We start from the raw sequence: 12737 nt of genomic DNA, 5'->3' as shown, positions 1-12737 counted from the left end.
GTAGGAGCGAGCTTGCTCGCGAAAAACGTCAATGATGGCGCGGACATCCTGAATGAACGCGCGGCCCTTCAGGTTTTCGCGAAGCAAGCTCGCTCCTACCCCTCGCCCCTATCCCCCGTTATACTTGCCGGCTTTCCTGAATTAATGCCAACTAGGGTCCCGCCGCGCATGGATAAGACCTACCAGCCGCACGCTATTGAAACTTCCTGGTACCAGACCTGGGAGTCCGAGAATTATTTCGCTCCGCAAGGTGCGGGCGATTCCTACACCATCATGATTCCGCCACCGAACGTCACTGGCAGCCTGCACATGGGCCATGGCTTCAACAATGCGATCATGGATGCGTTGATCCGTTTCCGCCGCATGCAGGGCCGCAACACCCTGTGGCAACCGGGCACCGACCACGCCGGTATCGCCACGCAGATGCTGGTGGAGCGCCAACTCGAAGCCACCGGCCAGAGCCGTCACGACCTGGGCCGCGAGAAATTCCTGGAGAAAGTCTGGGAATGGAAGGACCAGTCCGGCGGCAACATCAGCCGTCAGATCCGTCGCCTGGGTTCGTCCGTCGACTGGAGCCGCGAGCGCTTCACCATGGACGACGGCCTGTCGGAAGCCGTGAAAGAAGCCTTCGTGCGCCTGCATGAAGACGGCCTGATCTACCGCGGCAAGCGCCTGGTCAACTGGGACACCAAGCTGCACACGGCGATTTCCGACCTCGAAGTGGAAAACCACGACGAGAAAGGCTTCCTGTGGAACCTCAAGTACCCGCTGGCCGACGGCGCCAAGACCGCTGAAGGCCACGACTATCTGATCGTCGCCACCACCCGTCCGGAAACCATGCTCGGCGATGCCGCCGTGGCCGTGAACCCGAACGATGAGCGCTACCAGGCCCTGATCGGCAAGTTCGTCGAGCTGCCGCTGGTCGGCCGCCGCATCCCGATCATCGCCGACGACTACTGCGACCCCGAATTCGGCACCGGCTGCGTGAAAATCACCCCGGCCCACGACTTCAACGACTACGAAGTCGGCAAGCGCCACAACCTGCCGCTGCTGAACATCTTCGACAAGAATGCCGCCGTACTGCCGGCCTGCCAGGTCTTCAATCTGGACGGCACGCTGAACGCGAGCATCGACGGCAAGATCCCGGCCGAATACGTCGGTCTCGACCGTTTCGAAGCGCGCAAGCAGATCGTTGCCGCCTTCGACGCCGCCGGCCTGCTGGTCAGCGTCGACGACCACAACCTGAAAGTGCCGAAGGGCGACCGCTCCGGCACCATCATCGAACCGTGGCTGACCGACCAGTGGTACGTGTCTACCAAGCCGCTGGCTGAGCCTGCGATTGCAGCCGTGGAAGATGGCCGCATCCAGTTCGTGCCTAAACAGTATGAAAACATGTACTTCTCGTGGATGCGCGACATCCAGGACTGGTGCATCAGCCGTCAGCTGTGGTGGGGCCACCGCATTCCGGCCTGGTACGACGAGTCGGGCAAGGTCTATGTCGGCCGCGACGAAGCCGAAGTGCGCGCCAAGCACAACCTCGGCCCGGACGTGGCGCTGCAGCAGGACAACGACGTACTCGACACCTGGTTCAGCGCGGGCCTGTGGACCTTCTCCACCCTGGGCTGGCCGCAGCAGACCGAGTTCCTGAAGAAATTCCACTCCACCGACGTGCTGGTCACCGGCTTCGACATCATTTTCTTCTGGGTTGCCCGGATGATCATGCTGACCATGCACCTGGTGAAGAACGAAGACGGCACGCCGCAAGTACCGTTCAAGACCGTGTACGTCCACGGCCTGGTGCGCGATGGCCAGGGCCAGAAGATGTCCAAGTCCAAGGGCAACGTTCTGGACCCCCTGGACATCATCGACGGTATCGACCTGGAAACCCTGGTGCAGAAACGCACCTCGGGCATGATGCAGCCGAAACTGGCGAAGAAGATCGAGAAGCAGACCCGCGACGAGTTCGCCGACGGCATCGCCAGCTACGGCACCGACGCCCTGCGCTTCACCTTCTGCTCGCTGGCGTCCACCGGTCGCGACATCAAGTTCGACATGGGCCGCGTCGAAGGCTATCGCAACTTCTGCAACAAAATCTGGAACGCGGCGCGCTACGTGCTGGATAAAGGCGAAGACTGCGGGCAGAACGGCGAAGAAGTCGAACTGACCCTGGCAGACCGCTGGATCATCTCGCAACTGCAGCGTACCGAAGCCGAAGTGACCCGCCAACTCGACCAGTTCCGTTTCGACCTGGCCGCGCAGGTCTTGTACGAGTTCATCTGGAACCAGTATTGCGACTGGTACCTGGAACTGTCCAAGCCAGTGCTGTGGGACGAAAATGCGCCGGTCGAACGCCAGCGCGGCACCCGTCGCACCCTGGTGCGCGTCCTCGAAGTGGCACTGCGCCTGGCGCACCCATTCATGCCGTTCATCACCGAAGAAATCTGGCAGCGCCTCGCGCCGCTGGCCGGTATCCAAGGCAAGACCATCATGCTGCAACCTTGGCCGGTGGCCAACGAAGCCCGCATCGATGAGGCTGCCGAAAGCGATATCGAATGGCTCAAGACCCTGATGCTCGGCACGCGCAACATCCGCGCCGAGATGAACATCGGCCCGGGCAAGCCACTGGCGGTGTTCGTGAAGAACGCCAGCGCCGAAGACCAGCGTCGTCTCAGCGAGAACGATGCGCTGCTCAAGAAGCTGGCCAAGCTCGAATCGATCACCGTATTGGCGGATGACGCCGAAGCGCCACTGTCGGCGACCGCACTGGTCGGCGACATGGAAGTGCTGGTGCCGATGGCCGGCCTGATCGACAAAGGCGCGGAACTGGCCCGTCTCGACAAGGAAATTGCACGCCTGCAAGGCGAAGTGCAGCGGGTCGGCGGCAAGCTGTCCAACGCGGCATTCGTCGACAAGGCACCGGCTGAAGTAATCGACAAAGAACGCGCCAAACTGGCCGAGGCCGAACAGGCCCTGGGCAAGCTGGCGGAGCAACATGCGCGGATTTCCAGCCTGTAAGGGCTAGCCGTGTGAAAAAAGAGACCTGCGGGTCTCTTTTTTTTCCTTTGCAAACCCGATCAATGTGGGAGGGGGCTTGCTCCCTCCCACATTTGATCGAGTTGACCTCAGGATGTGTGACAATGCCCACCACTTTGAGCCAACACCAGAATCATCATGACCGCCCCCAGCACACCGAAACCTCCGCGCAAGAAGCCCAAGACCGCCACCACGGCCAAACCCGTCGTGCCGCGCAAAGAGGCCAGCCTGCACCCGCGCAACCGCCACCAGGGCCGTTACGACTTCCCGGCGCTGATCAAGACCACGCCGGAACTGGCGCAATTCGTGATCATCAACCCCTACGGCAAGGAAAGCATCGACTTCGCCAGCCCGGACGCCGTGCGCGTATTCAACCGGGCGCTGTTGAAGTCCTTCTATGGCGTGCAGCATTGGGACATCCCGGCGGATTACCTGTGCCCGCCGGTGCCGGGGCGTGCCGACTACGTCCACTTCCTCGCCGACCTGCTGGCCAGCGTCAATGACGGCGAAATTCCCCGCGGCGCGCCGGTCAAGGTGCTGGACATCGGCATGGGCGCCAACTGCGTCTACCCGCTGATCGGCTACAGCGAATACCGCTGGCACTTCCTCGGTTCGGAAGTCGACCCCACCGCCGTCGCCGCCGCCAAGGCCATCGTGCAGTCCAACGGCCTGAACAAGGCGATCCAGCTTCGCCAGCAAAGCAACCCCAAACAGATCCTGCTGGGCCTGCTGGAACCGGGCGAGCGCTTTGACCTGACCATGTGCAACCCGCCGTTCCATGCGTCCATGGACGAGGCCACCAAAGGCAGCGAACGCAAATGGCGCGCCCTGGGCAAGGCTGACCCAAAACGCAAGTTGCCGGTGCTGAACTTCGGCGGCCAATCGGCCGAACTGTGGTGTGAAGGCGGTGAAGCGCGCTTCGTGACGCAATTGATCGCCGAGAGCGCGCACTTTGCCCACAAGGTGTTGTGGTTCAGCACCCTGGTGTCGAAAGCCTCGAACCTGCCCGCGATCGAGACCGCGCTGAGAAAAGCCGGCGTGCTGCAAAGCCAGGTGGTGGAAATGTCCCAGGGCCAGAAACAGAGCCGCTTTGTCGCCTGGACCTTCCAGACCCCGTCCGAGCAGCAGGTATGGCGCCAGCGCTGGGCGCGCAAAGACTGAGCCTAAATCCCGGGCAACAAAAAACCGTGCCCGGATCGCTCCGGCGCACGGTTTTTTTTTGCTGCGTCTTACTTGTTAACAGCGTCGGTCAGGCCTTTGGCCACAACCAGCTTGATAACTTTCTTGGCAGCGATTTCGATGGCAGCGCCAGTCGAAGGGTTACGGCCAGTACGGGCAGGACGCTCGGTCACTTTCAGTTTGCCAACGCCTGGCAGAGTGATTTCGCCGCCGTTTTCCAGCTGATCAGCAACAACTTGGCTCAGTTGGTCCAGCAGAGCGCGCACGGTGGTTTTCGGTGCGTCTACTGCTTCAGCCAGGTCAGCGATCAGTTGGTCTTTAGTAATAGCCATTGTGGTGTTCCTTCCCTATCAAATTCATATGGATTGCAGAGTGCAGTGTCAGCCGTCGAGCCCGACCGTCAAGGCCTGGCATCCCCGGCTATAACCTCGGAGATCGGGGTTATAGATGCTTGAAACGAGGATTGGTTCGACCTGACAAATACTGAATGCACGCTTAACGCCGAGTCTTGGGCGTAAGACCGGGCAAAACTAGCACAGAGACGGGGAAATATCCGCTTCTACCTACCCATTTGGTCAGCTTTATCGCTCTAAACCGTGAAAAAAAGGCATATGGCCCGTCGGAGGCCTTCCAAAACACCTTCAAAGCACGTCTTGGCCAATGGGTGCGGTACACTGGGCGACTTTTCGGGGAGGCCAACCGCTCCCCTATCAACCAGCCGAGAAGCCTATGCCGATCCGTCATTGCATCGTCCACCTGATCGACAAAAAACCCGACGGCACACCCGCAGTTCTCCACGCCCGCGCCTCCGAACTTGCCGAGTCGGCCGCGATCGAGAACATGCTTGCCGACCTCAACGAGAGCTACAACGCCAAACAAGGCAAGGCCTGGGGTTTCTTCCATGCCGAGTCGGGCGCGCACCCGTTCAGCGGCTGGTTGAAGGAGTATTTCGACGGGGGCCAGGATTTCACCACGTTCAGCCGCACCGCCGTCGAACACCTGCAGAAGCTGATGGAAGAGTCCAACCTGTCCACCGGCGGCCACGTGCTGTTTGCCCACTACCAGCAAGGCATGACCGACTACCTGGCCATCGCCCTGCTGCACCACAGCGAAGGCGTGGCGGTTACCGACGAACTGGACGTGACGCCATCGCGCCACCTGGACCTGGGCCAGTTGCACCTGGCGGCGCGGATCAACGTGTCCGAGTGGCAGAACAACAAGCAGTCCAAGCAGTACATCTCGTTCATCAAGGGCAAGAACGGCAAGAAAGTCTCGGAGTACTTCCGCGACTTCATCGGCTGCCAGGAAGGCGTCGACGGCCCGGGCGAAACGCGCACCCTGCTCAAGGCGTTCAGCGACTTCGTTGAAAGCGAGGACCTGCCGGACGAAACCGCCCGCGAAAAGACCAAGACCCTGGTGGACTACGCCAGCAGCCAGGCCAAGCTCGGCGAGCCGATGGGCCTGGAAGAACTGTCGGGTCTGATCGATGAAGATCGGCCTAAGGCGTTTTATGACCACATCCGCAACAAGGACTATGGGCTGTCGCCGGAGATCCCGGCCGACAAACGCACCCTCAACCAGTTCCGCCGCTTCACCGGGCGCGCCGAAGGGCTGTCGATCAGCTTTGAAGCGCACCTGCTGGGCGACAAGATCGAGTACGACGAAGCCGCCGGCACCTTGATCATCAAGGGCCTGCCGACCCAACTGACCGACCAGCTCAAGCGCCGCAACTGATGCTCGGCGGGGTCCTTAAAAAAGTCCTGCTGGTGTTGCTGGTGGTGGTGGCGATCCAGAACTGGGGCAAGGTCGAACGGCTGTTCAACCCGTCCCAGGTGGTCCCGGAGCAAACGCGGGCTTCGGCGCGCGTGGTGCTCTACTCCACCGAGTGGTGTGGCTACTGCAAACAGATCCGCCGCTTCCTCGACCAGAAAGGCATTCCGTACCAGGCGCTCGATATCGAAAAAGACGCCCAGGCGCGCAAGGCCTATGAAGCGTTGGGCGGCGGCGGGATTCCGTTCGTGGACGTGAACGGCACGTTGATTCGCGATTACAGCCCCGAGAAGATCATGGCGGCGCTGAAGTAATCAGCGCACCACGATCAGCCGCCCCAGCAGCGTGTGCTGCTCGAACCCCAGCACCGCTTGCAAGCCATTCAGCACGGCTTGCGGATCGTTGCTCGGGAAACTGCCGCTGACACGCCGGGAGCCCACTTCGTCGTTGAGCAGCAGGATGCGCCCAGGGTAGTAACGCTGCAGATCCTCGATCACCTCGGCCAGCGGTGCCTTGTAGTAGTTGAGCCAGCCGTCGCGCCAGGCCAGGCGAGATTCGCTGTCGACCGCGTGCAGGGGCTCGGCCACGCTCTCGGCGTAGCTCATTTGCTGGCCCGCCGTAAGAATTTGCTGCGCACCCTGCTTGGCCGGCGTGACGCCGACCCGCCCCGACAACACTGTCACCTGCGCGCCCGCCGGTTGCAGACGCACTTCGAACTGCGTGCCCAGCACCCGTGTTTCACCACTGCCCGCGCCCACCACAAATACCGCGCCGGTGTGAGTCACGCTGAAAAAGCCCGCGCCGCGCCGCAGTTGGACATGCCGCTCACCTTGGCTGAAATCCACGGCGATGGCGCTGTCGGCATCCAGGGTGACGCGGGATTGATCGGCCAGGGTCACGGTTTTCACCTCGCCCGGCGCCGTCACGTAGTCCGCCCCCAGGTCATCGACCCAGCGCGACGGTTGCCAGCCGCCGCCCATGCACACCATCAACACCAGGCACGCGGCCATGGCCAGGGCGCCCACCCCGCGCATGGCCCGTGAGCGCTGCGAGGTGTGCATCGCATTCAGGTAGCCGTGTAAGGCCAACGCGTCTTCGTCCGCCAGTTTACGCGCCGGCACTTCGCTCAACTCCCATAGCACCTGGGCCTGGGAATAGGCCTCGACGTGTGCCGGATCAGCCCGCAGCCAAAGGCTGAAGGTGGCCTGGTCGCCGCTGCTGGGCTGGTCGTGCAACAGGCTCAGCCAGGCCAGTGCGGCCTTTTGCTGGTCGGGCGTGGGAGTGACATTCACGGTGCTTTCCCTGGCGTGCGTGGAGGCGATGGCTCGCGAAGGCTGGCTTTGCAGGCTTCGAGGGCACGCATCATATGTTTTTCCACGGCACTTTGGGACAGCCCCATGGCCTTGGCGATTTGCGCGTATTTGCGGCCATGGATGCGGTTGAGCAGGAAGATCTGGCGGGTGCGCTCGGGCAAGCTGCGCAAGGCCGCCTCGACGTGGCGCAGGTCGTTGCCGGCCTCCAGTGCAGCCTGGGGTTCGGAGCCTTGATTGTCCTGCTGCTCGGGCAACCAGCCTTCGTTGCTGCGCACCCGCGCGCCTTCGCTGCGCAGGTGGTCGATGGCGATATTGCCGGCGCAGCGCAGCAGGTACGTGCTGAGTTCTTCGACCTGCACCAGCGGCCGGCGCCAGAAGCGCAGGAACAAGTCCTGCACCAGGTCGGCTGCAGTGGCACGACAGCCCACGCGCCGGCTGACCAGCGCTTCCATCTGCGAACGCTGGGACAAAAACACCTGCAGGAAATGCGCGCGCCCACCCGCCGCGTCCGCGTGCGGGCTGTCCTGGGGTTCCGGTGGCGTACTGATCATCATGCGCGGCTCACAGGGTGGCAAAGGCTGCGACGGGACCGGCCAGCAGGCCGACGCCCGCCAGGCTCAAGGCCAACCTCGGCCAATACGGCAACAGCAGCACCAGCAGCAGCGCGCTGAGCATCAACACCGCGCACCACTCCACCAGGCCTTGGGCCCACCCCGAGGCAGCCACCGCTGGCCAGATCGATAGCGTCAAGCCCCCCCCACCGACCGCGCGCAACCCCAGGCGGCGGCGCGGCGACGGCTTGCTGCGCAGCAGTTCGCCATGGTGACGGTCGGTGGACAGGCACAGTGCGGTAAACCCGACGTAGCACATCAGCCATGCAAGCAGCATTCAATGCGCCTCCGGTTTGAGAGTGAGCGCGCGCGCCCGTTCGGCCTTGGGCTGGGGCGCCGTGCGGTGGTGCATCTTCCAGGCGGCCCAGGCGAGGAATACCCCGCTGCCCAGGCACGTCAGGTCGAAGCCGGCCATGGCCCAGTCGCCCGTCGCCAGTGACACGCCCAAGTGGTGCGAGGTGGTCAGCGCGTTGAGCGCAGGGATCGCGCCAAACAACAGCGCGCCAACGCTCAGTTGCTCGACCCAGGCCTGGCGCCCTCGGCGCAGCATGGCGTGCAACAGGCTCAGGCCCCACGCGATAAAGAACATTTGCACTTCCCAGTCGGCGCGCTGGGCGAAGCTCACCGGCAACAAACGGTTGGCCCAGAAGAACGCCGCGATGGCGATCAACAACCCGGACATGCTGGCGATATTGAGCACTTCGACCAGGCGCAGCTCAAACGGCATGCCGCCGGTTTTGGCGTGCTTGAGCTGGCGCTTGCCGAGCCAGATCACCAGGCCGGTGCCGATCATCGCGGTGCCCGCCAGCCCACAGATAAAATACAGCCAGCGCAACACCGGGCCGGCGAAACGGCCCATGTGCAGGCCATAGAAACTGCCACCGATCGCCGCCGGCAGCGATTGCTCGGCGCTGACCCGCAGCCGCTCGCCGGTACTGCCGTTGAACGACACGGTGCTGCCGAAATCATGCACCACGCGGTCGGCGCCGGCGCGGACCACATTGACCGAGGCATTCGCATCACTCGGGTTATTCACCACCAAACGCCCGACATGCCCGCCCGCCCACTGCGCCCGCGCCTGTTCGTACATCGGCAGCAACGGCAACAATGTGCCGGGCTGGCCCAGCGCCGGGGCGTTGTCGGTGGCGGGGAACACCTCGTTGAAGAAGGCCCGGCTGTCGTTGCCGTAAGAGGCCACGATCGGGGCCGGCATGACCATGCTCATGAAGATCACCAGGCTGCTGTAGGTGATCATCAAATGAAACGGCAGCACCAGCACGCCCACGGCGTTATGCCCGTCGAGCCAGGAGCGCTGGCCCTTGCGGGGGCGGAAGGTGAAGAAGTCCTTGAAGATTTTTTTGTGGGTGATGATGCCGGTGATCAACGCGACCAACATCACCATCGCGGCGAAGGTGGATAACCAGCGGCCCCAGGGGTACGGCATTTGCAGCTGGAAGTGGAAGCGATAGAAGAACTCGCCGCCCATGCTTTCGCGGGCTTGCACGGCTTGGCCGCTAACCGGGTCGAGGACTTTCTGGATGAAGTTGCCGCGTTTGCCCGGGTCGACCTTGTCTTGCCACATCACCGACAGGCCAGGGTCGCGGCTGTTCGGCAAGGTAATAATCCAGCGCGCGGCGGTGGGCGCCTGCTGCTGCAGGTAGGCTTGGGCCACCGCGAGGCTGCGCCCATCGTCCAACGGCCTGGCCTGCACTTCGGGCTGGGTCCAATGGCTGATTTCATCCTTGAAATACGACAAGGTGCCCGTCAGGAAAATCGCAAACAGCAGCCAGCCAAAGATCAGTCCGGCCCAAGTGTGCAACCAGGCCATGGCCTGGCGGAATCCTTCTTTCATGTGCGTGCCATCCATACACCCACACCTGCCAGGGTCGCGAACAACGCGCTCGGCAGCATCACGCCACACCAGGCACGCCATGCCGTGCGGCAGGCAAAGCACCACAGCACCGCCAACAGGTAGAACACAAACGAACTCATCATCCCGGTGATCACTGCGTCGGCGCGGGACGTGGGCAGCCACAGCGCCAGGCAGACGGCGGCCAGAGACGCCATCAGATAGCCGCCGACCACAGCGGCCAATGCGCGTGACGTGACAGCGAGGCGGTAAGCGGCGGGAAGCGAGGTTTTGCTTTTCATGCGGGGAGCGCCAGGTTCATCAGAGCGCAATATTAATGATAAATATTCTCATAAGCAAAAGAGAACGGATGAATCACCTGCTCGAAGGCGTGAGATCTAGCTGCCCGCCAGGCAACTCGGGGTGCCCGCGACCAGGGCGTCGATGGCGCAGCGCGTCTTGGCCGGCATGTGCGCCGCGGTGGGCCAGATCACATGGATCGGCGCGGGTTGCTCGCGGTAGCTCGGCAGTACCGCTTCCAACTGCCCGCGCAGCACATAGTGCGCGATCAGCCAGCTCGGCAACCAGGCCAGGCCCACGCCAGCGATGGCGGCATCGGCCACGGCCTGGAGGTCGTCCATCATCAGCGGCGAGGCGACCCGCGCGCGGTGCGGGCGGCCTTGGGCATCATTGAGTTCCCACTCCAGGCGTGGCGCATTGCAGCGGTAGGCAATGCCGCGGTGCCCGGCCAAATCCTCGAGACACTCGATTCGACCGACGCGGCGCAAATACGCCGGCGCCGCCGCCAGGCCGATGGCCTGTTCGCCCAGGCGCCGCGCGCTCAAGCGGTCGGTGTCGGGTAACGCGCCGATTCGCACCGCCAGGTCGAAGCCTTCCTGGGCCACGTCGATCAGCCGGTCAGAAAACGAAATATCAATCTCCAACTGCGCAAAACGGTCCAGCAAACCCCACAACGCCGGCGCCGCGTAGTGATGCCCGAAAGCCAGCGGCAGGCTCGCCCTCAAGCGCCCGCGAGGCTGCTGCCGACCGCTTTCGAGCACGGATTCGGCCGCTTCCAGCTCGGCCAGCGCGCGCAGGCAATGCTCGTAATAAGCCTGCCCGTCCTCAGTCAACCGCTGGCGGCGGGTGGAACGCTGCAACAGGCACGTGCCCAGGCGCGCCTCGAGGCGCGCCAAGCCTTTGCCCACGGCCGAACGGGTGAGGTTCAGCCGTTCGGCGGCTTCGGTCAGGTTGCCGCTCTCGACGATCTGCAGAAAGAGTTCAACGCCATCAAAACGTGGGGTGGCCATGCTGTAATTGTCGCCTTTGATTCCCTGATTGAAGGAAAACTTGTCACGAATAAAGAATCTACTTCCCGCGAGAATGACACGCTCCACCTCTCGAAAGGAAGACCCCATGCCTCCCGCCGTCGCTGTATCGGCTGTCAGCCCATCAAGCTCCGCCAGAAACGCGCTCGCCCTCACCGCCGTGTGCCTGGTGGCGCTGATGTTCGGCCTGGAAATCTCCAGCGTGCCGGTGATCCTGCCCACGCTGGAACAACAATTGGGCACGGGTTTCCAGGATGCCCAATGGATCATGAACGCCTACACCCTGGCCTGCACCAGCGTACTGATGGCTGCCGGCACGCTGGCCGACCGCTTTGGCCGGCGACGCATGCTGGTGCTGTGCCTGTGGCTGTTTGGCTTGGCCTCACTGGCCTGCGGGCTGGCTGAAGACGCGTCCCAGCTGATCACGGCGCGTTTCGTCCAGGGCGTGGGCGCCGGGGCGATGATGATCTGCCAGTTCGCGATTTTGTCGCACCAGTTCCGTGAACCGGCGGCGCGGGCGCGGGCTTTTGCGGTGTGGGGCGTGATCGCGGGCCTGGGCCTGGGCTTCGGGCCGATGGTCGGGGCGTTGATCCTGGCGGTGGCGGACTGGCGCTGGGTGTTTCTCGTACATGTGCCGCTGACCTTGCTGACTCTGGTGCTGCTGCATGTCAGCGTGCAGGAGTCGCGCGACCCGGCCAGCCATCGCCTCGATATCGCCGGCATGCTCACCTTGACGCTGTCGGTGTTTGCGTTGGTTTATTTCATCACCCAAGGCACCGAGAATGGCTTTGGCGCACCGGCCATGCTGGGCTGGGCCGGCCTGTCGCTGGCCGCGCTGCTGCTGTTCAGCTTGATTGAGCGGCGCAGCGCCCATCCGATGTTCGATTTTTCGGTGTTTCGCATCCAACGCTTCAACGGCGCGTTGATGGGGTCGATCGGCATGAACTTCAGTTTCTGGCCGTTCATGATCTACCTGCCGTTGTACTTCCAGGCGGGCCTGGGCTACGACACCCTGACCACCGGCAGCGCCCTGCTCGCCTATACCCTGCCCACCTTGCTGGTACCGCCGCTGGCCGAACGCCTGGCCCTGCGCTACGGCGCCGCACGCATCATCCCGCTGGGCCTGGGGGTGATGGGCACCGGCTTTCTGGCCATGGCCGCCGCCAATGGCGCCGCGCATCCAAACATCGTGCTGGTGCTGTTCAGTTGCGCGATGGCCGGCGTGGGCTTGGCGCTGACCAACTCACCGACCACCAACACCACCACCGGCTCGGTCTCGGCGGATCGCGCCGGCATGGCCTCGGGTATCGACCTCAGTGCGCGGCTGATCACCCTGGCGCTGAATATTGCGCTGATGGGTTTGGTGCTCTTGCTGGGGATCAGCCATCAACTGGCCGAAGTGCTGCCCGAAACCAGCGCACTGGATTGGCCCGCGATCAGTCAGCACATTGCAGCGGGCAAGCTGGAAGTGCTGAGCTCGATGGGGCTGGCGCGCGCGGATGCCCAAGCGGCGCTGCGCCACGGCGCAGGTTGGGCGATGTTGTTTGCGGGCGTAGGGGCGTGTGGGTTGGCGTGGTTGAGCGGGTATTTTTTCCGACGCAGCAGGTAAACAAAAACGGGCCTGCATCTGCAGGCCCGTTCTCAGTGGGGAATG

At 63.1% G+C, this 12737-nt stretch carries 12 protein-coding genes; 5 read left to right on the top strand and 7 right to left on the bottom strand.

Going from position 1 to position 12737, the window contains the following annotated elements; translation table 11 throughout:
- The first annotated feature begins 168 nt into the window (after positions 1–168).
- Together ACP7E3_RS09435 and rlmF are read left to right on the top strand one after the other, a co-directional pair.
- Positions 169–3015 carry a valine--tRNA ligase gene (locus ACP7E3_RS09435; protein ID WP_079442915.1) on the top strand — a complete coding sequence of 949 codons (2847 nt, stop codon included), beginning with the start codon at positions 169–171 and terminating at the stop codon, positions 3013–3015.
- Positions 3016–3171: 156 nt separating this feature from the next.
- Positions 3172–4194 (top strand): 23S rRNA (adenine(1618)-N(6))-methyltransferase RlmF, encoded by a 1023-nt coding sequence (gene rlmF, locus ACP7E3_RS09430; RefSeq protein WP_079442914.1) that lies wholly within the window; start codon positions 3172–3174, stop codon positions 4192–4194.
- 68 nt (positions 4195–4262) lie between these two features.
- Here the strand turns inward: rlmF and ACP7E3_RS09425 are convergent, their stop codons facing one another.
- The gene (locus ACP7E3_RS09425) at positions 4263–4544 is read right to left on the bottom strand and encodes an HU family DNA-binding protein (RefSeq protein ID WP_003188840.1); all 282 of its coding nucleotides are present in this window, start codon (positions 4542–4544) and stop codon (positions 4263–4265) included.
- 397 nt (positions 4545–4941) lie between these two features.
- Here ACP7E3_RS09425 and yejK point away from each other — a divergent pair, with 397 nt between their 5' ends.
- On the top strand, positions 4942–5946 hold the full coding sequence (gene yejK / locus ACP7E3_RS09420; protein WP_426122933.1) for a nucleoid-associated protein YejK: 1005 nt from the start codon (positions 4942–4944) through the stop codon (positions 5944–5946).
- Positions 5946–6296, top strand: coding sequence for a glutaredoxin family protein (locus ACP7E3_RS09415; protein ID WP_017844532.1), 351 nt, complete (start codon positions 5946–5948; stop codon positions 6294–6296). Before yejK ends, ACP7E3_RS09415 begins: the two co-directional genes overlap by 1 nt.
- Here ACP7E3_RS09415 and ACP7E3_RS09410 read toward each other — a convergent pair whose 3' ends face one another.
- The 6 genes from ACP7E3_RS09410 to ACP7E3_RS09385 all read right to left on the bottom strand — a co-directional run bounded on the left by ACP7E3_RS09410 (position 6297) and on the right by ACP7E3_RS09385 (position 11065).
- Positions 6297–7274 carry a FecR family protein gene (locus ACP7E3_RS09410; RefSeq protein WP_426122931.1) on the bottom strand — a complete coding sequence of 326 codons (978 nt, stop codon included), beginning with the start codon at positions 7272–7274 and terminating at the stop codon, positions 6297–6299.
- The gene (locus ACP7E3_RS09405; protein WP_017844530.1) at positions 7271–7849 is read right to left on the bottom strand and encodes an RNA polymerase sigma factor; all 579 of its coding nucleotides are present in this window, start codon (positions 7847–7849) and stop codon (positions 7271–7273) included. The genes ACP7E3_RS09410 and ACP7E3_RS09405 overlap by 4 nt, the downstream gene beginning before the upstream one ends.
- A gap of 7 nt (positions 7850–7856) precedes the next feature.
- Positions 7857–8183 (bottom strand): DUF3325 domain-containing protein, encoded by a 327-nt coding sequence (locus ACP7E3_RS09400; protein WP_108525912.1) that lies wholly within the window; start codon positions 8181–8183, stop codon positions 7857–7859.
- Positions 8184–9758 carry a PepSY domain-containing protein gene (locus ACP7E3_RS09395; RefSeq protein ID WP_128191562.1) on the bottom strand — a complete coding sequence of 525 codons (1575 nt, stop codon included), beginning with the start codon at positions 9756–9758 and terminating at the stop codon, positions 8184–8186.
- On the bottom strand, positions 9755–10057 hold the full coding sequence (locus tag ACP7E3_RS09390; RefSeq protein WP_046384598.1) for a DUF3649 domain-containing protein: 303 nt from the start codon (positions 10055–10057) through the stop codon (positions 9755–9757). The genes ACP7E3_RS09395 and ACP7E3_RS09390 overlap by 4 nt, the downstream gene beginning before the upstream one ends.
- A gap of 96 nt (positions 10058–10153) precedes the next feature.
- Positions 10154–11065, bottom strand: a complete 912-nt coding sequence (locus tag ACP7E3_RS09385; RefSeq protein ID WP_026139741.1) for a LysR family transcriptional regulator — start codon at positions 11063–11065, stop codon at positions 10154–10156.
- 106 nt (positions 11066–11171) lie between these two features.
- Here ACP7E3_RS09385 and ACP7E3_RS09380 point away from each other — a divergent pair, with 106 nt between their 5' ends.
- On the top strand, positions 11172–12692 hold the full coding sequence (locus ACP7E3_RS09380; RefSeq protein ID WP_057004301.1) for an MFS transporter: 1521 nt from the start codon (positions 11172–11174) through the stop codon (positions 12690–12692).
- Positions 12693–12737 lie beyond the last annotated feature (45 nt).

The sequence above is a fragment of the Pseudomonas sp. PSPC2-3 genome (assembly GCF_049898265.1).
Taxonomy (GTDB): Bacteria; Pseudomonadota; Gammaproteobacteria; order Pseudomonadales; family Pseudomonadaceae; genus Aquipseudomonas; species Aquipseudomonas veronii.
The sequence above is the reverse complement of the archived record's forward strand: the minus strand, read 5'-3'. Positions and strand labels throughout refer to the sequence as shown.

Coding starts and splice junctions, on each gene's coding strand:
- ACP7E3_RS09435 (WP_079442915.1), top strand. CDS start 169: ATGGATAAGACCTACCAGCCGCACGCTATTGAAACTTCCTGGTACCAG.
- rlmF (WP_079442914.1), top strand. CDS start 3,172: ATGACCGCCCCCAGCACACCGAAACCTCCGCGCAAGAAGCCCAAGACC.
- ACP7E3_RS09425 (WP_003188840.1), bottom strand. CDS start 4,544: ATGGCTATTACTAAAGACCAACTGATCGCTGACCTGGCTGAAGCAGTA.
- yejK (WP_426122933.1), top strand. CDS start 4,942: ATGCCGATCCGTCATTGCATCGTCCACCTGATCGACAAAAAACCCGAC.
- ACP7E3_RS09415 (WP_017844532.1), top strand. CDS start 5,946: ATGCTCGGCGGGGTCCTTAAAAAAGTCCTGCTGGTGTTGCTGGTGGTG.
- ACP7E3_RS09405 (WP_017844530.1), bottom strand. CDS start 7,849: ATGATGATCAGTACGCCACCGGAACCCCAGGACAGCCCGCACGCGGAC.
- ACP7E3_RS09400 (WP_108525912.1), bottom strand. CDS start 8,183: ATGCTGCTTGCATGGCTGATGTGCTACGTCGGGTTTACCGCACTGTGC.
- ACP7E3_RS09395 (WP_128191562.1), bottom strand. CDS start 9,758: ATGAAAGAAGGATTCCGCCAGGCCATGGCCTGGTTGCACACTTGGGCC.
- ACP7E3_RS09390 (WP_046384598.1), bottom strand. CDS start 10,057: ATGAAAAGCAAAACCTCGCTTCCCGCCGCTTACCGCCTCGCTGTCACG.
- ACP7E3_RS09385 (WP_026139741.1), bottom strand. CDS start 11,065: ATGGCCACCCCACGTTTTGATGGCGTTGAACTCTTTCTGCAGATCGTC.
- ACP7E3_RS09380 (WP_057004301.1), top strand. CDS start 11,172: ATGCCTCCCGCCGTCGCTGTATCGGCTGTCAGCCCATCAAGCTCCGCC.